The 21,470-nt window shown below is 54.8% G+C and carries 22 protein-coding genes; 16 read left to right on the forward strand and 6 right to left on the reverse strand.

From position 1 onward, the window contains the following. Positions 1-20: 20 nt before the first annotated feature. The 6 genes from VLV32_09585 to VLV32_09610 all read right to left on the reverse strand — a co-directional run bounded on the left by VLV32_09585 (position 21) and on the right by VLV32_09610 (position 8,982). On the reverse strand, positions 21-1,724 hold the full coding sequence (locus VLV32_09585; protein HUL42135.1) for a GspE/PulE family protein: 1,704 nt from the start codon (positions 1,722-1,724) through the stop codon (positions 21-23). A 2-nt stretch (positions 1,725-1,726) separates the two neighbouring features. After that, on the reverse strand, positions 1,727-2,941 hold the full coding sequence (locus VLV32_09590) for a tetratricopeptide repeat protein (protein ID HUL42136.1): 1,215 nt from the start codon (positions 2,939-2,941) through the stop codon (positions 1,727-1,729). Further along, positions 2,938-4,782 (reverse strand): secretin N-terminal domain-containing protein, encoded by a 1,845-nt coding sequence (locus VLV32_09595; GenBank protein HUL42137.1) that lies wholly within the window; start codon positions 4,780-4,782, stop codon positions 2,938-2,940. The genes VLV32_09590 and VLV32_09595 overlap by 4 nt, the downstream gene beginning before the upstream one ends. 151 nt (positions 4,783-4,933) lie before the next feature. Next, on the reverse strand, positions 4,934-6,535 hold the full coding sequence (locus VLV32_09600; GenBank protein ID HUL42138.1) for an AAA family ATPase: 1,602 nt from the start codon (positions 6,533-6,535) through the stop codon (positions 4,934-4,936). Positions 6,536-6,540: 5 nt separating this feature from the next. Next, a complete protein-coding gene (locus tag VLV32_09605) occupies positions 6,541-7,977 on the reverse strand; it encodes a sigma-54 dependent transcriptional regulator (GenBank protein HUL42139.1) in 1,437 nt (478 codons plus the stop codon). Positions 7,978-8,241: 264 nt separating this feature from the next. Next, positions 8,242-8,982 (reverse strand): ABC transporter ATP-binding protein, encoded by a 741-nt coding sequence (locus tag VLV32_09610; GenBank protein HUL42140.1) that lies wholly within the window; start codon positions 8,980-8,982, stop codon positions 8,242-8,244. A 219-nt stretch (positions 8,983-9,201) separates the two neighbouring features. Between VLV32_09610 and VLV32_09615 the strand changes: the two genes are divergently transcribed. The 16 genes from VLV32_09615 to hisF all read left to right on the forward strand — a co-directional run bounded on the left by VLV32_09615 (position 9,202) and on the right by hisF (position 21,458). Beyond that, a complete protein-coding gene (locus VLV32_09615) occupies positions 9,202-9,942 on the forward strand; it encodes an ABC transporter ATP-binding protein (GenBank protein HUL42141.1) in 741 nt (246 codons plus the stop codon). Further along, positions 9,926-10,729 (forward strand): lipid asymmetry maintenance ABC transporter permease subunit MlaE, encoded by an 804-nt coding sequence (mlaE, locus tag VLV32_09620; GenBank protein HUL42142.1) that lies wholly within the window; start codon positions 9,926-9,928, stop codon positions 10,727-10,729. The genes VLV32_09615 and mlaE overlap by 17 nt, the downstream gene beginning before the upstream one ends. Next, positions 10,729-11,196: an outer membrane lipid asymmetry maintenance protein MlaD gene (gene mlaD / locus VLV32_09625; protein HUL42143.1), complete on the forward strand. Its 468-nt coding sequence runs from the start codon at positions 10,729-10,731 to the stop codon at positions 11,194-11,196. Before mlaE ends, mlaD begins: the two co-directional genes overlap by 1 nt. Continuing rightward, positions 11,193-11,843 carry an ABC transporter substrate-binding protein gene (locus tag VLV32_09630; protein ID HUL42144.1) on the forward strand — a complete coding sequence of 217 codons (651 nt, stop codon included), beginning with the start codon at positions 11,193-11,195 and terminating at the stop codon, positions 11,841-11,843. The genes mlaD and VLV32_09630 overlap by 4 nt, the downstream gene beginning before the upstream one ends. Then, on the forward strand, positions 11,840-12,130 hold the full coding sequence (locus VLV32_09635) for an STAS domain-containing protein (GenBank protein HUL42145.1): 291 nt from the start codon (positions 11,840-11,842) through the stop codon (positions 12,128-12,130). Before VLV32_09630 ends, VLV32_09635 begins: the two co-directional genes overlap by 4 nt. A gap of 83 nt (positions 12,131-12,213) precedes the next feature. Then, a complete protein-coding gene (locus VLV32_09640; GenBank protein HUL42146.1) occupies positions 12,214-13,113 on the forward strand; it encodes an ABC transporter ATP-binding protein in 900 nt (299 codons plus the stop codon). Then, a complete protein-coding gene (locus VLV32_09645; protein ID HUL42147.1) occupies positions 13,113-13,868 on the forward strand; it encodes an ABC transporter permease in 756 nt (251 codons plus the stop codon). The genes VLV32_09640 and VLV32_09645 overlap by 1 nt, the downstream gene beginning before the upstream one ends. A 2-nt stretch (positions 13,869-13,870) precedes the next feature. Beyond that, a complete protein-coding gene (locus tag VLV32_09650) occupies positions 13,871-14,110 on the forward strand; it encodes a BolA family protein (GenBank protein ID HUL42148.1) in 240 nt (79 codons plus the stop codon). After that, positions 14,098-15,351 carry a UDP-N-acetylglucosamine 1-carboxyvinyltransferase gene (gene murA, locus VLV32_09655; GenBank protein ID HUL42149.1) on the forward strand — a complete coding sequence of 418 codons (1,254 nt, stop codon included), beginning with the start codon at positions 14,098-14,100 and terminating at the stop codon, positions 15,349-15,351. The genes VLV32_09650 and murA overlap by 13 nt, the downstream gene beginning before the upstream one ends. Before the next feature lie 64 nt (positions 15,352-15,415). Further along, entirely contained in the window at positions 15,416-16,069 is a 654-nt protein-coding gene (hisG, locus tag VLV32_09660) for an ATP phosphoribosyltransferase (protein ID HUL42150.1), read from the forward strand. Next, on the forward strand, positions 16,062-17,378 hold the full coding sequence (gene hisD, locus VLV32_09665; GenBank protein HUL42151.1) for a histidinol dehydrogenase: 1,317 nt from the start codon (positions 16,062-16,064) through the stop codon (positions 17,376-17,378). Before hisG ends, hisD begins: the two co-directional genes overlap by 8 nt. Before the next feature lie 2 nt (positions 17,379-17,380). Then, a complete protein-coding gene (gene hisC, locus VLV32_09670) occupies positions 17,381-18,454 on the forward strand; it encodes a histidinol-phosphate transaminase (GenBank protein HUL42152.1) in 1,074 nt (357 codons plus the stop codon). Positions 18,455-18,476: 22 nt separating this feature from the next. Continuing rightward, on the forward strand, positions 18,477-19,064 hold the full coding sequence (gene hisB / locus VLV32_09675; GenBank protein HUL42153.1) for an imidazoleglycerol-phosphate dehydratase HisB: 588 nt from the start codon (positions 18,477-18,479) through the stop codon (positions 19,062-19,064). 14 nt (positions 19,065-19,078) lie between these two features. Beyond that, a complete protein-coding gene (hisH, locus tag VLV32_09680) occupies positions 19,079-19,735 on the forward strand; it encodes an imidazole glycerol phosphate synthase subunit HisH (protein HUL42154.1) in 657 nt (218 codons plus the stop codon). Between the two features lie 107 nt (positions 19,736-19,842). Continuing rightward, complete coding sequence (gene hisA / locus VLV32_09685; protein HUL42155.1) at positions 19,843-20,595, forward strand: 1-(5-phosphoribosyl)-5-[(5-phosphoribosylamino)methylideneamino]imidazole-4-carboxamide isomerase; 753 nt, start codon at positions 19,843-19,845, stop codon at positions 20,593-20,595. A gap of 92 nt (positions 20,596-20,687) precedes the next feature. Then, positions 20,688-21,458 carry an imidazole glycerol phosphate synthase subunit HisF gene (gene hisF, locus VLV32_09690; GenBank protein ID HUL42156.1) on the forward strand — a complete coding sequence of 257 codons (771 nt, stop codon included), beginning with the start codon at positions 20,688-20,690 and terminating at the stop codon, positions 21,456-21,458. Positions 21,459-21,470 lie beyond the last annotated feature (12 nt).

The raw sequence follows: 21,470 nt of genomic DNA on the forward strand, positions 1-21,470 counted from the left end.
CCGAAGTTGCCCGTCGGCCGTTAAATCAATCTTCCGGTGAGATCCACCGTGCGCGATACTTCGGCAAGGCTGGTCATGCCGTCCAGCACGCGCTGAATGCCGTCCTCAGCTAGCGTGCGGAAATTTTTTTGCAGAGCCGCAGTCTTAAGTTCCCGGGCGGTGGCGCGTCGCGCCACAAGCTCGTTCAAATCGCCGTCCATTTGCAGAATTTCCAGGAGCGCCATGCGACCCTTGTAGCCTTTGGATTGACAATGCTTGCAACCCACCGCCTTATAGATTTTAATTTTTGAATCCAGCGGCAATCGCAGCAAGTGAATTTCCTCCTGATTCGGAAAGTAAGCCTGTTTGCAGCGCGAACAAAGCAGCCGCACCAGGCGTTGCGCCAATACACCGATGACGTTGCCCGAAATGATGTCGGGCGGGATGCCGATGTCCATGAGGCGAGGAAATGCGCCCAGCGCCGAGTTGGTGTGCAAGGTGGTGAACACCTGGTGGCCGGTCATTGCTGCGCGGAACGCCATTTCCGCAGTTTCCCGGTCTCGCACTTCGCCGACCAGGATGATGTCCGGATCCTGGCGCATGATTGAACGGATACCGTTGGCGAAATCCATTTTGGCCACCTCATTAACCGAAGTCTGGCGCATCATGGTCACTGGATATTCGACGGGGTCTTCCAACGTCATGATGTTCACGGTTTCATCATTGAGTTTGGAGAGCAGTGAATACAACATGGTGGTCTTGCCGCTTCCGGTAGGACCGGTGAGAATCAGTATACCTTCAGGCCGTGCCAGCATTGTTTCCAGCGTCGCTATCGTTTCGGACTGCAGATTCATGCGGTCCAGGTTAATGATGGATTTTTCACGGTCGAGTACGCGCAGCACGATATTCTCGCCGTAGATAGTAGGCTGCGTAGAGACGCGAAAGTCGATCGGCCGCCCGTTGAGATTGAGAGACAATCTTCCGTCCTGCGGCGCGCGGGTTTCGGCAATGTTCATTCCAGAGATCACTTTGAGCCGCACTGCAATTCCAGGCCAGTAGGTCTTGTGCAGGCTGCGCACTTGCTCCAGCACGCCGTCGACGCGGTAACGGATGCGCAAAAAAGCGTATTCCGGCTCAAAGTGAACATCCGATGCACCCCGTTTTACTGCGTCCACGAGCAAGGCACCAACCAGCCGAACGATGGGTTGAGTGTACTCGTCGCCGGCCATTTGCAGGCTTTGATAATCGATTTCCCCGGTTTCGATTTCCTCCAATATGCCGTCCACCGATAGCTCGAATCCATAGAAACGGTCTATGCTTTCCTCGAGCTGTGCCTCGCCGGCGAGCAGCGTCTTGATTTCAATCTGCGTACCCAAAAAGGCGCGCAACTGGTCCAGCGCGACCACATTGAAAATTTCGCTAACCCCAACCGTGAGAATTTTAGTATCCGCGTTGTAGGCAATTGGCAGCATGCGATAGCGCCGGGCAAAATCCTGGGGTATCAGCTTGAGCGCTTCGGCATCCGCAACAACTTGTGAAAGGTCGATGCTCTCCTGGCCGATTGTGCGCGCCATCAGGTCGCGGATTACCGCTTCGCTGACAAAGCCCAACTTCACCAGCTGCCGGCCTATCGGGATTTTTTCGTGCTTTTGCTGGGTTAAGGCAATGCGCAGCTGGTCAAGACTTATCAGGCCTTGCTGAATGAGCAGCTCGCCGAGGCGCAGTTTTTTACGCTGCTCTGCCACGCTTACTCCAAGGAAGACAGTTTGCTGATGCGATTTTGCGCCAGGCTTAAATCAAAATTGGCGTGACCCTGGTCTTTGGCCAGCTGTAATGCTTGCTGATAATACTTAAGGGCCACTTTGGGTTGGCTAATGTGCTCCAGACTGACGGCCAGATTGAAGGCGTAATCGGCGTTGTCCGGCTGCAAATGAAATGCCTGCATATACGCGGACTGCGCCCCCGGCCACTGCGACTGCTCGGCGTACAAATTGCCTAAGGTAAAAAATACGAATCCCGAAGGTTCTCGCGCAAGCAGCTGCTTTAGGCGCATCTCGCTCGCTTGCGGATCATTGTGCCCAACGATTCCAAGTAGCCCGGCCTGGGCGGTCGCGTTTCTCGGGTCGACGCGGAGTACCTGCAGATAATACTGAACCGCTTTGTCAGTTTGTTTTTGTTGTTCCGCGACCGCGGCAAGCCCGAGCAATGCCTCGGTATTATTGGGATCGATCGCGAGCATTTTCTGGTACGAGTCCTGAGCGGCGTCAAGACGGTTTTGCTGAAACGCTTGGTAGGCGCTCACCAGCTGTGGTGCAACTTGCGGCGTTGCTTTGGCGGGAGTGACGGTGATGTTTTGTTGAGAAGATGCGCCTGATGGTGCCAACGGCGCCTGTTTCGTTTGCTGAGGTGCTCGGGTAGCAGAGCGCGCGCGTTGTTCGACCACCTGTTCTAGTTTTTTTTCGGGAACGTCTGCCGCCACCGGTTGTGGCCCCATTGCCGTCAGCTGCTCCGTTTTTTGTTCTTGCGCTTGAGGGGCGGCCGTTGGCTGCGGTTGCGGCTCCGGTCTTACCTGCGTTGCTGGGACGGCCGCGACTGCAGGCGGAGCCGGGGGCCGAGCGGAAGTGACGAAGACGCTCGGTTTGCTAATCGCCAAATAGACATAGATTGCGCCGCCGATTAACAGCAATGCGGCAGCGACCCCGAGCAATACCACCGGATGACCTTTAACGAAGTCACCCACGCCGCCAGGTACTTCGGAAGCCCGCATCACGGTTGCGGCCAATTCTGGACTCGGCGGCGGTTCGGGCTCAACTTTCCATGCGGGCGTTTCCGGCTCGGTTTGCAGCGGTTGAAGGGCAAGCTCTGAAGTCATTGGTGACGCGTCCTGCGCAGGCGGAGTTTTCTCGCCAGAACTTTCGCGGTTCTGTGCGGCCTTTTGCAAGGCTTTCATCAACAGGCTCATTGATTGGCGCCGGTCGTTTCAGGAGTCGGAAGAAAACGCTTGAAGAATTTCAACTGGTCGCTGTCCAGAGATGGATTGGTGATTACTGTTGGACGCAAGAAAACCAGCAGCTCTTCCTTGCTCACTAGATTATTGCGGAAATTGAACAATTCACCAATAAACGGAATTTTTGATAGACCAGGCACCGCATTGCTGTTGCGCTGCACATTATCCTGCATCAGACCCCCCAACACTACGATCTGGCCGCTGCCCACCTGCAGCACCGATTCCATCTCTTGGGTCCTGACCTGAGGCACCAGGTTCGGGATTTGCGATCTGGTGATTGTTCCTGTAACAGAATTGATTTGCGTGGTAACGAGGGCTGGATTGGGGTCTTGGACCGACGTGGGAGCGGTGGTAATGGTCGGGCGCACAATCAGGGTAACCATTCCGTTTTCATCGATTTGCGGCGTCACGGTCATTACCAGGCCTATCGGTACTGTCTGTGCCGTAGTGTTGAATGTCTGCTGCGTCACGGTCGTCGAGGAGGTGGAAAGTACCGCTGGCACCGCGGTAACCGAGAAATAAACCACGTTTTCCACCACCTTGAGCAGCGCAGTTTGGTTATTAAGCGCCATCAGTTTCGGGCTCGATAACACCCGCGTTTTGCCAAACTGCTCCAGCAACGAAATGGTGGCATTTATATTGGTGCTGCCGGCGACGTTGTAAGCTACTGTAGTGAACGGGGGGGCCGCAGTACTCAGGGTACTCAGGGATTGATTAATGACCCAGTTGCCCATTTTCGAGAAATCTACGCCCCCTTGGTACTGATCACTGAGGGTGACATCAACGACGCTGGCCTCGATCAGCACTTGGCGCCGAGACGCCTCAGTTACGCCGTCGAGGTATTGTTGCACCAGCACGTGCTGTTTCTCAGTCGCAAACACGCTTACCGTGCCTGCGACAGGGTTTACCACAATATCGTCTTTCACATCCCCAGGAAGCGCAGGTGCGGTACCGCCAAAAGCGGTGGCATAAAGCTTGTCCGCACCGGTACCGGCGTGCGCGACCGCGCCCGCTTCCTGCACGCGCTCTTCATGCTCGGTACGCAGTGCCTCGGCTCGCGCGGCTTTTTCTTCCGCCGTTGAAGTCTGCGCGCTGGTGGAACTCAATAGACTACGCAGGTTCTCTTTCAGGAGCTCCCAAAAATTATTGTTGGAAGTACTGGTAACGTTGGTGCTGGAATAGTTGCCCGAACCTGATGTCCCGCTCGACTGGGCTCCAGCGCCAGTGCTGCTGCCGGGACTGGTTCCTGCTGAGGAGATTTGTCCGGTAACGCTGTTGCTGGAAGTCGTATTGCGCGCGAGGTTGACGTAGTTCACGAAATAAGTCTTGAAATAAGGCGTATCCGGGGTGACTACCAGAGTATCGCCTTCCATTTTGTAGCGTATGTCCACCTGCCGGGATATGCGCTCGAGAATCGCTGGCAGGGTTTCGTTCACTGCGTTTAATGTCACCAGCCCCTGGATATCTGGACTTATATCTATGTTTTGCTTGGTGTCCCGAGCCAAAGCAAAAAGCAATTCCTTCGCAGGAACCTCGTTTACTACCACACTATACGTCTGCGGCTTCTCGGCCGGCTTGGGTGGGGGCACATAACCGATCGCCTTCACTGGGGCGGGAATTTCGCCCGCCTTAGGCCCTAGCGTGCCGGTAATATGGCCTTCCGACTGCGGGATCTGCGGATAATTCGACAAATTACCCGTGGCGCAACTGCCCGAAACCACGGCTAATGCCAGACAAGAAAGGAGCGCCCTTGTATTGGAGCGTTGCATCTTTACCCTACCCTGAAAAGGCGACATGTTATTCGCAACAATTTCTAATCATAGCACTATCTTATTACAAGTTCTGTAAGGTATTTGGCAATTATTGCTTGCAATATGACAGAGTTGCAAGCTTTGTTGCTGGATTTAGTCGCTTACCGGAACTCGCGCAACTTGGATACGACCCACATTAATTTTGAAACTGGCCTACTTTCAACAGCTTCAAATGAAACGCTTGGCCGTATTTGGGCGGGAGTTGATCCATTGCCGCGCGCGCGCTCTGTTGCGAAGAATAGATGCCGTAAAATACCCTGAATCGGGGCTTCCCCCCTATTTTCACCGGATGCACGTAAATTTCGTTTAGATTCACCAGCTTTGGGGCGCGATTAAGGAAGTCTTCGATACGTTTCGGGCGCATTTCTTCGGTGAGAAACAATTGGATGCTTAAATCATCCGGCGCGGCTTGGCGAAACGCTTCGCGCGTTGCTTCGATACGCATCTGCAAAATCGGATATTGTTCGAAAGCACCGTAGCCTGATGCGGGTTGCGGCGCGATCGATGATTTGGTTTCCGTGCTTATCGGGGCGGAGCTAACGGCAGCAGACATGCGCAACGGAAGACTGAGCTCTCCTGTGTCGGTATTTTGCGGATTTGCGTTCTCAGATGCCCGAGAAACGGCCTGCGGAGATGTTGATAACGCTTCCTTATTTGATTCCGATGCCAGTCCGTCGGCAGCTGAAGGTTGCGTGATCGGGGAATCGTTTCGAATTGGTTGGGGCGCAGTTGTCCGGGGCTTTTCGGACTCTGCACGTTTTGCTCGCGCGCTTGCGACCGCTGCATCGCGGGCGGCGGACTGATGCGTCGTCGGCATTTCGAGCATAGGCAAAAGCAGGAGATAGGCACTGTACGATAATGTCCCAACCGCGATGCCGAATATTAGCCATCCCAAGCGCGAAAAAGCCTTGCGGCGTTGGCCAAGATCATTGCTGAATTCGCTGTCATGAATTGCCGCCTTGACATGCTTCGATTTGATGGTGTGAGTATTGTCAGCAAATGCCGCGAGCAGCGTCTTGTCCGCCAGCAAGTTCACGCGCCGGGTCAGCCCCTCTGAGGCCTTGGCAATCATGTGGACCACGCTTTGGGTAAAGAGGTCGGGGCCACGATAGCCTGCGGCGCGCATGCGAAACATCAGGTACTCCTTGATCTGTTCCGAATTCAGAGGGGTCAGCGAAAAGCTGTAGGTAATGCGCTCGCGCAGCTGGCGGATTTTCGGCTGGCGCAAAATTTCGTCAATCTCGGGTTGGCCAAAAAGCACGATCTGCAACAACTTGTGGCTCCCGGTCTCCAGGTTGGAGAGTAGACGTATTTCCTCAAGTGTGGCGAGCGGCATGCTCTGCGATTCTTCGACAAAAATCACCACTTGCCGATTTTGCGTGTGCCGCTCGAGCAAATAGCTATGCAGCTCTTGCATTACTTTGATGCGCGGCTCGTTGTCCCCTATTCGCAACTGTAATTCAAACGCGATGGCATGCAGAATTTCGTCAGGCGATACACTGGGATTGGCGAGATAGACAGACTCAATCTGTTGCGGCAGGCACGTTTGAAGCATACGGCACAACATGGTCTTGCCGCTGCCTACTTCGCCGCTAACCTTGATTATTCCTTCGCCATGCGAGATAGCATAGAGCAGCGCGTCTAGAATTGCGCCGCGGTTCCCCCCCGGGAAGAAAAATTCGGTGTTCGGGGTGATCTTAAACGGGGGTTGGGTCAGGCCGAAATACTCTTGATACATGTCGATTAATTGTCCTCATTCTCCACATCCCCATATTGTTGCATACGGCTGTACAACGTGGTGCGGCGCACCCCCAATAGTTTTGCGGCCTGAGAAAGATTGCCGTGGGTGATGGAAAGCGCGGCCTCAACGTAACTTTTTTCCCATTGTTGCAGCATTTCGTCCAAACTGAAATTTTTCTGCGACTGCAAATGTTTCCTTGCTGCGTCGAGCAAGGCTTTAGAGTCCTGGGCCATCACCGGCTCGGGCATTTTGCCGTCCACATTGTCCATATCCAGTTCGCCTTGCAATTGCGAGGTCCCGACAGTTTGTCCGGGATATTTGGTCGTCAGGCGGATTACGATATTTCGCAATTCACGCACATTGCCTGGAAAGCTGTAGTCGCGCCACAGGGCCAAAGATTTATCGTCCAAATTGAATGCCGCAACGTGGCCTTGGCGTGAATAAAAATCGCGGAAATGGTTGAGCAGGATTAGTTTGTCCTCGTCGAGCTCCCGCAGCGCTGGCACGCTGATACTGAATACGCTCAGACGATGGTACAGGTCGGCACGAAATCGGCTGGCTTTTATTTCTTGGCGCAGATCACGATTGGTTGCGGCAACTACACGTGCGTTACTGGTGCGGCTTGCGGTTTCGCCGACGCGCTGATATTCGCCATTTTCCAGGACCCGCAAAAGCTTGGCCTGCAATTCCAGCGGCAGTTCGCCGATTTCATCGAGAAACAGCGTTCCGTCTTTTGCGTCTTCAAAGTAGCCCGAATGCGGTGCCGTGGCGCCAGTGAAAGAACCCTTGCTGTATCCAAACAGCGTAGGCTCTACTAGATTCGGGGAAATTGCGGCGCAGTTGAGCGCCAAATATGGTTTTTGCCTGCGGCCGCTCAAGTTGTGCAAGGAAATTGCAACGAGTTCCTTGCCACTGCCCGACTCGCCTTCGATGAGGACCGGAAACGGTGCATTTGCGTACTGGCCGATTTGATTGCGGAGTTTTTCAATCACCAAGCTTTTGCCAATAATTCCCCCCTCCACGGGCGCTACCACCAGTTCTGCGTCGCGGATTTGCAGGGCCTTGGCAAGCAGGGTTTTGAGCGTTTCCGGTTCGCACGGCTTGGCGATAAATTCGATGGCGCCCAGCGTGCGCGCGTGCCGCGCGTTGGCCTCGTCATTCTGGCCCGAGAGCACCACGATCTTGATATCCGGCGAGTACGCCAGCAATTCGCTGATCAGGCGGAAACCTTCGTCGGGGCGATGCGGGGTGGGGGGTAGCCCCAGGTCAATCAATGCCAGCTGTGGCGGTTTGTCGAGCTGCCGCAGCAGGCTTTTAACTTGGTTGCGCGAATCCGCTGCATAGACCGTATAATCCTTGCTCAACACGAAATTCAGAGTATCGGTAATCAGCGGGTCGTCGTCGACGATCAGCAGATCAGGTTTGGCTTGAGTATCCACCGTATCCCACACCTTCAGGCAAAACAACTTTGGTCATTTTGCCAGAGTCTTGGAGTCTCTAACATAGTCAAAGTACCTCTGCGTTGCTGTTCGAGAGGTGCGGGTGCAAAGCTCGAAGACGTAGCGCTACCCCGTGCTAACGTGAGCCCGAGCAATTGCGCAGACGCGATTTGGGCCGCAACCGGCAGGGACGGCGCAGCGCGCTTCGCGGCGTGCACTTGGTCCCGGCCCGTCGCAACAAGAGTATAAGTATGTTAGAGACTCCTAGGTCCCCGCCATTGCCCCCGGCTCGCCGATACAGGACAAGAATGCCCGCTCCAGAGTCGGCGCCGCGTGCGCGCGGCACAATTGTTGCGGAGTGCCCACAAAAAGTACGCGGCCATCGTGGATTACGGCCATGCGGTCGCAAATTTCCTCGACATCGGCGAGTGTGTGCGACGTGAGAAACAAGGTGCGGCCTTTATCACGCAGTTCATTGAATTTCGTCTTCAATCGCGCACGCGCTTTTGGATCCAGGCCACTGGTAGGCTCATCCAGCACATAGAGTTCCTTGCTGGCGAGAAAGCACGCCGCGAGCCCCAGTTTCTGAGTCATACCCTTGGAATAAGCGCGCACCGGAAGCCGCAGTGCCGCCAAATCGAGATCAAGCGCAGAAAGCATTCCCTCTACCTGATTTGGATCATACGCTATCCCCTGCAGCCTCAGCATGTAATGCAGGAAGTCGCGTCCGGTCAAGTAAAAAGGCGGAATAAAGCGTTCCGGCAGAAACGACAGGCGTTTGCGGGCCGCCGTGACGCGGTGGGAAGTGCCGAAGATATTAATTGCGCCCGCATCGGTTTCGCAAAAATCAAGCAGACATTTTAAGAGCGTGGTCTTGCCGGCGCCGTTGATTCCCACCAGAGCAAAATATTCCCCGCTCTCGACGCTGAAGCTTATCTCGTTGAGTGCGGTGTATTTTCCGAAATTCTTACGGACGCCAATGATATCCAGTGCGTGTGCGCGCATGAGTAGCAAACGGGATCGAATTTCCGTTTATTCATGATAACACGCCGATGAGAATCGCATTTGGCCAACAAGTTAAAAACAATCGAGTTTTTCTATTTGCAATAACTAGTTTAAAATTCGCTTTTCCGAACTCAATTGTCCCCAACGGTGCCCGCGGACCATCTTGTTGAAATAAACAACGTCAATTTTGCCTACGACGAACACCCTGTCCTCAAGGGAATGAACATGCGCATTGCCCGGGGACAGGTGGTTTCCATCATGGGTGGCAGTGGTTGCGGCAAGACCACGCTGCTGCGGCTCATCGGCGGGCAATTGCGACCCGCAGCCGGCTCGGTCAAGGTGGCCGGGGAAGTAATTCATGAATTGGGGCATGACGAGCTGTATCGTATGCGACGGCGCATGGGGATGTTATTTCAATTCGGCGCCTTATTCACGGATTTGTCGGTGTTTGATAATGTTGCGTTTCCTTTGCGCGAGCACACCGATCTTCCGGAGACGCTCATTCGCGACCTGGTGCTGATGAAGCTGCACGCGGTCGGTTTGCGCGGGGCCCGCGACCTCATGCCTTCCGCAATCTCCGGCGGTATGTCGCGGCGCGTGGCACTTGCGCGCGCAATTGCACTCGATCCCATGCTCATCATGTATGATGAGCCGTTCGCCGGTCTGGACCCGATTTCACTTGGCGTAATCGCCAACCTCATCAGACGCCTGAACGATGCGCTGGGCGCGACATCGATTATTGTCACCCATGACGTGGAGGAAACGTTAGCTATCGTGGATTACGTTTATTTTGTTTCAGAGGGCGTCTTGGTGGCGCAGGGCACGCCGAATGAAATTCGCGCATCTGCTTTGCCGTTCGTACACCAGTTTGTACATGCGGAAATGGACGGGCCGGTGCCGTTTCATTACTCCAGCCCGCCTTATGCCAAGGACCTGGGGTTAGATGAACGCGGTGGTTAAAGCAATTCCTGACGGGCTTCGAGTACTGGGCGGCTCGGCAATTAGCGGTGTAATGCGGCTAGGCGTTGCCAGCCGTTTTCTTTGGGCCACCGTTATTCAGTCCGGCACCAGTTTCCGGCGGTTTAGGCTGGTTACACGCGAAATTTATTTTGTCGGCGTTTATTCGCTGATCATCATTATAGTTTCGGGGTTGTTTGTCGGTTTCGTGTTGGGACTGCAAGGCTACAATACCTTGCAGAAATACGCGTCTGAACAGGCCTTGGGCCTGCTGGTTGCTCTCTCTTTGGTCCGCGAGCTCGGACCAGTAGTTACTGCGCTATTGTTTGCCGGCCGTGCTGGTACCGCGCTTACCGCTGAAATCGGCCTTATGAAAGCGACCGAGCAGCTTTCCGCGATGGAAATGATGGCTGTGGATCCGATCGCCCGCGTGGTAGCACCGCGCTTTTGGGCGGGCGTAATTTCGATGCCAGTATTGGCGGCGATCTTCAGCATAGTCGGCGTGTTCGGCGGCTATTTCGTCGGGGTCGTGCTGATAGGCGTGGATGAAGGCGCATTCTGGTCGCAAATGCAGGCCGGGGTGGATGTGTTTGATGACGTACTGAACGGGGAGATCAAAAGCTTGGTGTTTGGTGTGACCGTGACGCTGATCGCCTTGTTCGAAGGCTATGACTGCTATCCCACCGCGGAGGGGGTAGCGAGTGCGACTACACGCACGGTGGTTATCTCGTCGCTGGCAGTACTGGCGCTGGATTTTGTGTTGACAGCTTTTATGCTTGGAGGATGGTGATGGGATCGAAAACGCTCGATTTGTGGGCAGGCATGTTTGTCCTGGCTGGAATCGTCGCCTTGTTCATGCTGGCGTTCAAAGTCGGCAACCTTAGCAGCTTTAGCTTGTCTAGCAATAATTATCCGCTCTATGCCAATTTCGAGAATATCGGGGGCCTAAAGGTACGCGCACCGGTAAGAAGCGCCGGCGTGGTGGTCGGGCGCGTTGCCGACATCCGCTTCGACAACAAGGACTATGTGGCGAGAGTAACATTAAGTATTGACAATCGTTATAAGTTTCCCAAGGACACTTTTGCCAGCATCCTTACGTCCGGTTTGCTCGGTGAGCAATACATTGGGCTGGATGCGGGAGGCGACACCAAATATCTGCAGGCCGGAGACACCATCAAGAAAACCCAGTCTGCACTGGTGCTGGAAAAGTTAATAGGCCAGTTTTTATTCAGTAAAGCCGAAGGCGGGAACAAATGAAGACTATTTACAGGTTACCATGGGTGCTTGGGGTGTTCGCAAGTGGCTTAGCCTTGGCGGCGGATATCGTGCCGCCGGATGTGCTGGTGCGCAACACCGCTGACGAAGTTCTGCAGATCGTCAAGAATGACAAGAGCATTCAGGCGGGAGATCGTAAAAAACTCTACCAGTTGGTGGAAACAAAAGTCGTGCCGCATTTTGATTTTGTCCGCATTACCCGGCTCGCGGTGGGCAAGAACTGGCGCCACGCTACACCGGAACAGCAGCAGTCATTGGTAGCCCAATTTCGTACGCTGCTGGTACGCACTTATTCCACCGCTCTTACTTCCTACAAAGACCAAACCTATACCGTGAAACCCGCCGATATCCAAGGCGACGATGCACAGGTAAGAGTAGAAATCATGCAACCCGGTGGACAGCCGATCACGATGGATTACAGCCTGGAAAAGACGCCCGACGGCTGGAAAGTTTACGACGTGGTGGTGGCCGGAGTGAGCCTGGTGACGAGTTACCGCAGTACATTCAATAATCAAATCGACCAGTCGGGTATAGACGGCCTGATAAAGGTATTGATGGACAAGAACGAAAAACTTGATAGCGGCACCGATAAACCGAATAACCAGGTGCAGGCGCAACAGAAAAGATGATCGTTCGTGATGGCAACCGGTTGTTGGTGCAGGGTGCGGTCACTATGAGCAATGTAAATTCTCTATTCGAGGCTGGCCTGCAGCAACTTAATCACGAGCTTACGGAAGTCGATTTCAGCGGACTGCGGGAAGTAGATTCATCCGCAATCACCATGGTGCTTGAATGGCTCCGCGTTTCCAAAAGGCGAAACCTGCGGCTGAGCGTACGCAACATGCCTGACAATATGAAAAGTCTCGCCTCGCTTTACGGTGTTCTAGACCTGATACCTTTTTCTGACGGGAGATGAGGAATCGCAGGGACACGCATTGCTGGTAGCGGAGTGGCGGACTTCGTTAGGCCTACTTCTCGCAGCACGTGTCACCGGTACCCATGACTCCTGCCATTCAGATAAGTGAGGTGCATAAACGCTTTGGCGCCGTTCAGGCGCTGAGGAATGTAAGCCTGGAGATCGCGCAGGGCGAGTTCTTTGCGCTCTTGGGGCCGAATGGCGCGGGCAAAACCACTCTGATCAATATACTGGCCGGGTTAGCGCGTGCGGACAGCGGTAAAATTGCGGTAATGGGCTTTGATGTCATCGCCCAGTACCGGAACGCACGACGCGCACTCGGCGTGGTGCCGCAGGAATTGGTGTTCGATCCATTCTTTACAGTGCGCGAGACTCTAATTATCCAATCCGGCTATTTCGGAATTAAAAGCAATCGCGGCTGGATCGACGAGATAATTCAGCATCTGAACCTTGCTGACAAGGCTGACACTAATATGCGAGCTTTGTCCGGCGGTATGAAGCGCCGCGTGCTGGTGGCGCAGGCGCTGGTGCATAAACCGCCTGTTATTGTGCTGGACGAACCGACGGCTGGCGTGGACGTCGAACTGCGTCAGGAACTTTGGCAGTTCATCAGAAAACTCAATGCCGACGGCCACACGATTGTGCTTACCACTCATTATCTAGAAGAGGCGGAAACGCAGTGCAGCCGAATAGCCATGCTGAAGCAGGGAAAGATCGTCGCCCTCGACACCACTAGACATCTTCTAGAAAGCTTTTCCGCGCGCCAAGTCAAGCTGAGGCTGTCGCCAGATTACCTGCCCGAGGATTTGCGCTCCTTGCTGAGGCAGCGCATCGATTCGAGCTACACACTGGCGCTACCCGATTATTCAGAACTGGAAAGAGTTATGTCGCGATTGCGCGAAGCCGGCATTACGGTTCAGGAAATTGAATTGCTCCAGCCCGACCTGGAAGAAGTGTTTGTGCAAATAATGAGCAAACACTGATGCGCGGCTTTCCGACCCTGCTCTACAAAGAGCTGCTGCGCTTCTGGAAAGTAAGTTTTCAGACGCTGCTCGCGCCAATGCTGACAGCGATGTTGTACCTCCTGATTTTTTCCCATGCTTTGGAGCAACGCCTGCACGTCTACGACGGCGTAAGCTATACGGCGTTCTTGGTGCCGGGCCTGGCGATGATGTCGGTGCTGCAGAATTCTTTCGCCAACAGTTCCTCCAGCCTTATACAGTCGAAAATAACCGGAAACATCATATTCGTTTTACTGCCACCGCTGTCGCACTGGGAGTTTTTTCTGGCTTACGCGCTGGCTGCCATTGTGCGCGGGCTATTGGTGGGTTTAGGCGTGTTCGCGGTTACATTGTGGTTTATCGCAGTCCCACTAAAAAACGCGCTGTGGGTGTTGCTGTTCGCGTTTTTGGGGAGCGGAATTCTTGGTACGATGGGGATCATCGCCGGAATCTGGTCCGACAAGTTCGACCAACTCGCGGCATTCCAGAATTTTATCATCATTCCACTGACGTTCCTGAGTGGGGTATTTTATTCGATACATTCGCTGCCCCATTTTTGGCAGACAGCGTCGCGTTTCAATCCGATTTTCTACATGATAGACGGCTTCCGTTACGGATTCTTCGGGGTTTCGGATGTTGCGCCCGACTTGAGCCTGGTCGTTGTCGCAAGCTGTTTCCTGGCCTTATCATTGTTTACCTTGTGGCTGATCAAAAGCGGATACAAGTTGCGTTATTAAAAATGCCCATGGTTAAGCCCGACGACGTGAAAACTTACATTCAAAGCAGCCTGGCATGCGAATTTGTCGAGGTGCGGGGTGACGGCCAGCATTTTGAAGCGGTCATTGTAAGCACCGCTTTCCGCGGCAAGAGCCGGGTACAGCGGCACCAGATTGTGTATCGTGCCTTGGGTGAAAAGATGCGCGAAGATATTCACGCTCTGTCAATGAAAACCTATGCCCCGGAAGAATGGACAAGCTAGTTATTCTAGGTGGCGCGCCACTTTCGGGTGAAGTTCGGATTTCCGGCGCCAAAAACGCGGCTTTGCCGATACTGTGCGCAAGCCTGCTGACCCAGCAACCGCTGAAAGTCGAAAATGTGCCGCACCTGCACGACGTTACTACCATGCTCAATCTGCTCGCGCAGATGGGTGTCGCAGTATCGCTACACGAAAAGATGACAGTTGAACTCGCTGCGGAGCGCGTGAGCAATCTGCTTGCACCGTACGAGCTGGTGAAAACGATGCGCGCCTCGATTCTTGTGTTGGGACCGATGCTGGCGCGCGCCGGCGAAGCGCGAGTGAGCCTTCCCGGTGGTTGCGCAATCGGTATGCGACCGGTGGATTTGCACATCAAAGGTCTACAGGCAATGGGCGCCGAAATCGACATTGACCACGGCTATATACAGGCGCGGGCGAAGCGCATGCGAGGCGCGCGAATTTTTATGGATTTGGTATCGGTTACTGGGACAGAGAACCTGATGATGGCAGCGACTCTGGCGCATGGCACGACCGTCATCGAAAATGCGGCGCGCGAGCCGGAAGTCGTGGATTTGGCGAATTGTCTCAACGCCATGGGGGCACATATCCGCGGTGCGGGCAGCGACATGATCACCGTTGAAGGCGCAGATACCCTACATGGGGCGCACTATCGGATTATGCCGGACCGCATCGAAACTGGTACCTTTCTGGTCGCCGCTGCGGCCAGCGGCGGGCGCATCCGGCTCAAGGATACCCGAACCAGTATTCTCGATGCCGTACTGGAGAAGCTGCGCGAGGCCGGCTCGGACATCGAAGCAGGGGATGACTGGGTAAGCCTCAAGATGAATGGGGAACTTAAGGCGGTCAATGTGCGTACTGCGCCTTATCCCGGTTTTCCAACCGATATGCAGGCGCAATTTACGGTCTTGAACAGCGTAGCGCACGGTGCGTCCACCGTTACCGAGACAATTTTTGAAAACCGTTTCATGCATGTCCAGGAGCTGAAACGCATGGGAGCCGAAATCGAGGTTGAGGGCAATTCCGCAATGGTGAAAGGTGTTGCTCAACTGGACGGCGCCAAAGTCATGGCGACTGATTTGCGTGCGTCCGCAAGCCTGGTTCTCGCTGGAATGATCGCACGCGGCGAAACCGTAGTTGACCGCGTGTATCATCTTGACCGCGGCTACGAATGTATAGAAGAAAAGCTATCGCAGCTCGGCGCCCAAATCCGCCGCGCCCATTGATTTTCAAAGAACAATTCCTGCAGCGCGGCCGCTCTGCTGTAAAATGCGCTTTTTCGATTGAGAGATCGCCGTGTCCGGAATTACCCTTGCCTTGTCGAAAGGCCGCATTTTCGACGACGCGGTACCGCTGCTAAGAACGGTAGGAATCGTCGCGCTTGACGATCCGGAAATCTCCCGCAAATTAATTCTTGCCACAAACCGCGCAGACATTCGCATCATTGTGGTGCGCGCAACCGATGTGCCCACTTATGTCCAATACGGCGCCGCGGATCTTGGTATTGCAGGCAAGGACGTGCTGGATGAGCACGGCTGCGACGGGCTGTACCAGCCATTGGACTTGAACATCGCCCGCTGCCGCATGGTGGTGGCTGTGCCACAAGGTTTTGATTACGCGAAGGCAGTGCGCCAAGGCGCGCGACTGCGCGTAGCCAGCAAATACCTACAAACCGCAAGCGAGCATTTTGCATCGAAAGGCGTGCACGTTGATCTTGTCAAGCTGTACGGCTCAATGGAACTCGCCCCGCTCACCGGACTCGCCGACGCCATTGTGGATCTCGTCAGGACCGGCAACACGCTGAAGGCCAACAACCTGCAGGCCGTGGAAGACATTTCACCTGTTTCCGCGAGGCTGATAGTCAATCAGGCGGCACTAAAAATGAAACGCGAGGCGATTAGGCCGCTCATCGACGCGTTGGAACACGCGGTGAACCGTGGTTAACGTCAGGCGTCTTTCGACCGCCCAGCGTAATTTCGAACGCCGACTCAAGTCGCTGCTTGCCTACGAAGTGGCGTTCGACACGAGGGTCGCCAACGACGTGGCCAGAATTCTGGCTGACGTGAGATCGCGCGGGGATGCGGCACTGCTCGAATATACGCGACGCTTCGATCATCTTAAAGCCAAGACCGTAAGCGACCTGGAACTGCCGCAGTCGCGCCTCAAGCAAGCACTCGAAGGCCTATCTAAGGCTCAGCGCAGCGCCTTGCAGCATGCCGCGACACGCATACGCGCCTACCACAGACGGCAAGTCGTCAAATCGTGGAGCTATCGCGATGCAGATGGCACACTGCTTGGACAACAAGTGACGCCGCTGGCGCGCGTAGGCATGTACGTTCCCGGCGGCAAAGCTGCCTATCCGTCCACCGTGCTGATGAATGCGATTCCCGCTAAATTGGCCGGCGTGCGTGAACTCATCATGGTGGCGCCAACGCCCAGCGGTGTACAGAATAAGTTGGTGCTCGCCTGCGCCGCAATCTGTAAAGTTGATCGGGTATTTACCATTGGTGGTGCTCAGGCCATAGGCGCACTTGCCTACGGCACTCGGACGATCCCGCAAGTGGATAAAATCGTTGGCCCGGGCAACGCTTTTGTCGCTATGGCAAAGCAGCGTGTGTTTGGGATCGTGGGCTTGGACATGATTGCAGGCCCTTCTGAAATTCTGGTGATTTGCGATGGCCGGACCGATCCCGACTGGGTAACCATGGATTTATTCTCCCAGTCCGAACATGACGAAATGGCGCAAGCTATCTTGCTTTCTCCCGATGCAAAATTCCTGGACGCCGTCGCTGCGAGCGTCAAGCGCCTGCTGCCTTCATTGGCCCGTCAGGAAGTTATACGCGCGTCCATGGAAAAACGCGGTGCGCTAATTCACGTAAAAGACCTCGACGAAGCCTGTGATATTGCCAACCGAATTGCGCCGGAACACCTCGAGCTCTGCGTGGAAAATGCGGAGAGGTGGGTGGGCAAAATCAGGAATGCCGGTGCGATTTTCCTGGGCCGCTACAGCTCGGAAGCCTTGGGAGATTACTGCGCCGGGCCGAATCACGTGCTGCCGACGTCACGCAGCGCGCGCTTTTCGTCGGCGTTGGGCGTGTACGACTTCCAGAAACGCTCCAGCTTGATCAACATATCCAGACGCGGCGCTGTGAAACTCGGCAAAGTGGCGGTAGAGCTGGCCATGGGTGAAGGATTGCAGGCGCACGCCAAATCGGCCCTATACCGAATGCAACAGCGGCACGGCAAATTTTGATGATGGCACCCCCTTTTGAACAGCTATTGCGCAATGAAATCAGCGCATTAAGCGCATATCCGGTGCCGGAGCGCGCCGGATTCCTGATGCTCGATGCTATGGAAAACCCACATTCCCTGCCAGAGGAATTGCGCGCCGAAATAGCGCAGCTGGTGCGCGATGCTGCCATCAACCGCTATCCCGACCCGCGGGCGGTCCGCCTGAAAGAGCGTCTGCGCAATGCAATGGAGATTCCTTCCGGGATGGAAATCATGTTGGGCAACGGGTCCGACGAGCTGATTCAGATAATCGCCTTGGCGCTCGCAAGGCCGGGCGCGAGCTTGTTGAGCGTGGAACCCGCGTTCGCAATGTTTCGCTTGATCGCAATCTATGCTGGGCTGCGTTACGCAGGTGTGCAACTTAATCCCGACTTCACGTTGGACCTCGAAGCGGTCATTGCGGCCATCGATCGATTTCGGCCTGCGGTGATTTTCATTGCCTATCCCAATAATCCGACTGGGAATCTTTTTGACCGTGAAGGGCTGCGGCGCATTGTCGAGGCTGCGCCAGGTTTGGTGGTGATCGATGAGGCATATCATATTTTTGCTCAAGAAAGTTTCATGCCGCTTCTCGCTGACTTTCGCAATCTGCTGGTTATGCGCACGCTTTCCAAACTCGGAATGGCGGGGCTACGCCTCGGTTTCCTGACAGGAAGCAGGGAGTGGCTCACGCAACTGGAAAAGTTACGTTTGCCGTATAATGTGAACACGCTGACGCAAATTGTTGCCGAGAAGCTGTTGCAGCACATGGTGGTGTTGCGCGACCAGGCCGGAGAAATCATATCGCAGCGAGCGAAATTGTATACGGAATTGTCGGAGCTTGCGGGTGTGCGCGCTTATCGGAGCGATGCGAATTTCATTCTGTTCCGCGTAACAGGAGCAGACGATGTCTTCGACCGCTTGCTAAAGCGCGGAGTTCTCATTAAGAATTTGAATCGCAGTCACCCGCTTCTGGAGAATTGCTTGCGGGTGACGGTAGGTACTGCTGGCCAAAACCAACAATTCATCCAGGCGCTCAGGAACAGCCTAATTCCATAAGGTCTTTGTCAACAACACGCCCATGCGCAAGGCACAGGTTACCCGAAATACCCTGGAAACGAGAATCGGTGTGAAACTTAATCTTGACGGGATCGGCAAGACGAAGCTCTCCACCGGTGTGGCTTTTCTCGATCATATGCTGGATCAGGTCGCGCGGCACGGAATGCTGGATCTCGAAATCTCGGCGAAGGGCGACTTGCAGATCGACGCGCACCATACTGTGGAAGACATCGGTATCACTTTTGGCCAGGCTTTCCTGAAGGCACTCGGTGATAAAAAAGGCGTACGCCGCTTCGGATTTGCATATGTGCCGCTGGACGAGGCACTGTCGCGCGTGGTTGTGGACTTATCGGGACGGCCGGGACTGGAATTCAATCTGAAATTTACGCGCGCCCGCATTGGGGAGTTCGACGTAGATTTGGTGCACGAGTTTTTCCAGGGCTTCGTCAATCACGCTCTGGTGACGCTGCACATTGACAATTTGCGCGGCAAGAATGCGCATCATCAATGTGAGACGGTATTTAAGGCGTTCGGTCGCGCGTTGCGCATGGCGTCGGAATTCGATCCGCGAAATAGCGGCAGACTACCGTCGACCAAAGGAAGTCTGTAGAAAAAACGTCGTCAATGATCGACATTGCAGTAGTGGATTACGGCATGGGCAACCTGCGCTCGGTCGCGAAAGCCCTCGAGCACGTGGCTCCGGACGCTAAAATCTGCGTTAGCGACTCCGGACAGCAGATTCGCGATGCCAAACGGGTGGTATTCCCCGGCCAGGGGGCGATGCCAGACTGCATGCGCGAGCTGGATGCGCGCGGCTTGCGCCAACCGCTACTTGAAGCGGCCCGGAGTAAGCCATTTCTAGGCATTTGCATCGGATTGCAGATGCTTTTTGAATGGAGCGAAGAAGGCGCCGTAGAAGGACTGGGTGTGTTGCCCGGCAAAGTGTGGCGCTTTCCGCAGGACGCGATGGTCAACGGTCACGGCGCCAAACTGAAGGTGCCGCACATGGGCTGGAACCAGGTTGAACAGAGAAGGTCACATGCGCTTTGGAAAGGTATTTCATCGGGCAGCCGTTTTTATTTTGTGCACAGTTACTTCGTGGAAGCCGGAAATACGCAGCAAATCGCCGCAGTGAGCCGTTACCCTTTTGCCTTTACCTGTGCTGTGGCGCGCGATAATATTTTTGCGGTGCAATTCCACCCGGAAAAAAGCCAGTCCGCGGGCTTGCGTTTGCTTGCCAATTTTGTAGACTGGAACGGACAGGCTCAAGCTGGGCCTTGATGCTTACGCTTCCACGCAATGCTGATTTGTGCTGTATTATAGCCGTGATTTCAATTCCGCTTGGCGGGTAAACCGCACCTGATTGCCTTCATCCCGAATCTGAAGCGATGTTGATCATTCCTGCGATCGATTTGAAAGACGGGCAATGCGTGCGCTTGAAGCAAGGCTCGATGAAGGACGCCACAGTATATTCCGACGCTCCGGCCGAGCAGGCCAAAAAATGGCTGGAGCAGGGCGCCCGGCGGCTGCATCTGGTGGATTTGGACGGGGCGGCTGCGGGCAAGCCCAGGAACGAACCGGCTATCAAGGAAATTGTCGCTGCGGTGGGAAACGAAATCCCAGTGCAATTGGGCGGCGGTATGCGCGACATGGAAATCATCGAGCACTATCTGGATGACGGAATCGCTTATGTCATCATCGGCAGTGCTGCAGTGAAAACACCCGGACTCCTGCACGAGGCGTGCTGTGCCTTCCCTGGACATGTTATGGTCGGCCTTGACGCCAGAGGCGGCAAAGTGGCGGTGAACGGCTGGTCTAAAGTTACCGGCCACGACGTGGTGGACCTCGCTAAGAAATTTGAAGATTACGGCGTGGAGGCAGTTATATACACCGATATCAGCAGGGACGGTATGTTGAATGGGGTTAACATCGAGGCCACGGTGGAACTTTCGCGCGCGCTTACAGTCCCGGTGATAGCGAGCGGCGGTTTGGCCACTCTGGATGACGTGAAGGCACTGTGTAAAGTGGAATCTGAAGGCATTATGGGTGCCATCACCGGCCGCGCGATCTACCAGGGCACCCTGAATTTCAAAGCAGCGCAGGCGCTCGCGGATAGACTCGGCTCAAAACCCAAGTCCTGATCGCCAAGATGCACTGCCGTCGGGAAATTCGAGCAAAATAGTTTTCCTGGTTTCCCCTTGTTCCCCACATCCTCAGGATGGAATACTGATTTATGGGCCTAGCGAAGCGCATCATTCCCTGCCTGGATGTCACTGACGGGCGCGTGGTCAAAGGCGTAAATTTCGTGGGTTTGCGCGATGCAGGTAACCCGGTGGGAATTGCCCGGCGTTACGACGAACAGGGAGCGGATGAACTCGCTTTTCTCGATATAACCGCCAGCTCCGATTCGCGCGGTCTGATTCTCCCGGTTGTCGAAGAGGTAGCGGCCCAGGTGTTTATTCCGTTGACCGTGGGTGGTGGCGTGCGCTCGGTTGCAGACGTACGTAGTCTCCTTAACGCCGGAGCCGACAAAGTCAGTATTAACACCTCGGCAGTAGAGAATCCACAGTTGGTAGCAGACGCGAGTGGTCGCTACGGTGCGCAATGCATTGTAGTGGCGATTGACGCGAAACAATCAGGAAATGGAACAAGGCCGCGTTGGGAAGTGTTTACTCATGGCGGGCGCAAGGCCAGCGGACGCGATGCGGTAGAATGGGCAAGGCAGGTGCAGGCGCTGGGCGCGGGGGAAATTCTGCTTACCAGTATGGACCGGGACGGCACAAGAAACGGGTTTGATTTGATGCTCACAAGAGCGATTTGCGATGCCGTGGATATTCCGGTCATTGCTAGCGGCGGCGCTGGTAATTTGCAGCATCTGGTGGAAGGAGTGCTGCAAGGCGGAGCGGACGCGGTGCTGGCAGCCAGCATTTTCCATTATGGCGAGTATACCGTGCTGGAGGCCAAGCGATACATGGCGCAACACAACATTGAAGTCAGGTTGTAGTGAGAGAGATTC

Source organism: Burkholderiales bacterium, from assembly GCA_035518095.1.
Classification (GTDB): Bacteria; Pseudomonadota; Gammaproteobacteria; order Burkholderiales; family JAHFRG01; genus JAHFRG01.

Excerpts from the sequence above, each read along its gene's own strand:
- VLV32_09590 (HUL42136.1), bottom strand. The coding sequence starts at position 2,941 with ATGAGCCTGTTGATGAAAGCCTTGCAAAAGGCCGCACAGAACCGCGAA.
- VLV32_09595 (HUL42137.1), bottom strand. The coding sequence starts at position 4,782 with ATGTCGCCTTTTCAGGGTAGGGTAAAGATGCAACGCTCCAATACAAGG.
- VLV32_09600 (HUL42138.1), bottom strand. The coding sequence starts at position 6,535 with ATGTATCAAGAGTATTTCGGCCTGACCCAACCCCCGTTTAAGATCACC.
- VLV32_09610 (HUL42140.1), bottom strand. The coding sequence starts at position 8,982 with ATGCGCGCACACGCACTGGATATCATTGGCGTCCGTAAGAATTTCGGA.
- VLV32_09615 (HUL42141.1), top strand. The coding sequence starts at position 9,202 with ATGAACATGCGCATTGCCCGGGGACAGGTGGTTTCCATCATGGGTGGC.
- mlaE (HUL42142.1), top strand. The coding sequence starts at position 9,926 with ATGAACGCGGTGGTTAAAGCAATTCCTGACGGGCTTCGAGTACTGGGC.
- mlaD (HUL42143.1), top strand. The coding sequence starts at position 10,729 with ATGGGATCGAAAACGCTCGATTTGTGGGCAGGCATGTTTGTCCTGGCT.
- VLV32_09630 (HUL42144.1), top strand. The coding sequence starts at position 11,193 with ATGAAGACTATTTACAGGTTACCATGGGTGCTTGGGGTGTTCGCAAGT.
- VLV32_09635 (HUL42145.1), top strand. The coding sequence starts at position 11,840 with ATGATCGTTCGTGATGGCAACCGGTTGTTGGTGCAGGGTGCGGTCACT.
- VLV32_09640 (HUL42146.1), top strand. The coding sequence starts at position 12,214 with ATGACTCCTGCCATTCAGATAAGTGAGGTGCATAAACGCTTTGGCGCC.
- VLV32_09645 (HUL42147.1), top strand. The coding sequence starts at position 13,113 with ATGCGCGGCTTTCCGACCCTGCTCTACAAAGAGCTGCTGCGCTTCTGG.
- VLV32_09650 (HUL42148.1), top strand. The coding sequence starts at position 13,871 with ATGCCCATGGTTAAGCCCGACGACGTGAAAACTTACATTCAAAGCAGC.
- murA (HUL42149.1), top strand. The coding sequence starts at position 14,098 with ATGGACAAGCTAGTTATTCTAGGTGGCGCGCCACTTTCGGGTGAAGTT.
- hisC (HUL42152.1), top strand. The coding sequence starts at position 17,381 with ATGGCACCCCCTTTTGAACAGCTATTGCGCAATGAAATCAGCGCATTA.
- hisB (HUL42153.1), top strand. The coding sequence starts at position 18,477 with ATGCGCAAGGCACAGGTTACCCGAAATACCCTGGAAACGAGAATCGGT.
- hisH (HUL42154.1), top strand. The coding sequence starts at position 19,079 with ATGATCGACATTGCAGTAGTGGATTACGGCATGGGCAACCTGCGCTCG.
- hisA (HUL42155.1), top strand. The coding sequence starts at position 19,843 with ATGTTGATCATTCCTGCGATCGATTTGAAAGACGGGCAATGCGTGCGC.
- hisF (HUL42156.1), top strand. The coding sequence starts at position 20,688 with ATGGGCCTAGCGAAGCGCATCATTCCCTGCCTGGATGTCACTGACGGG.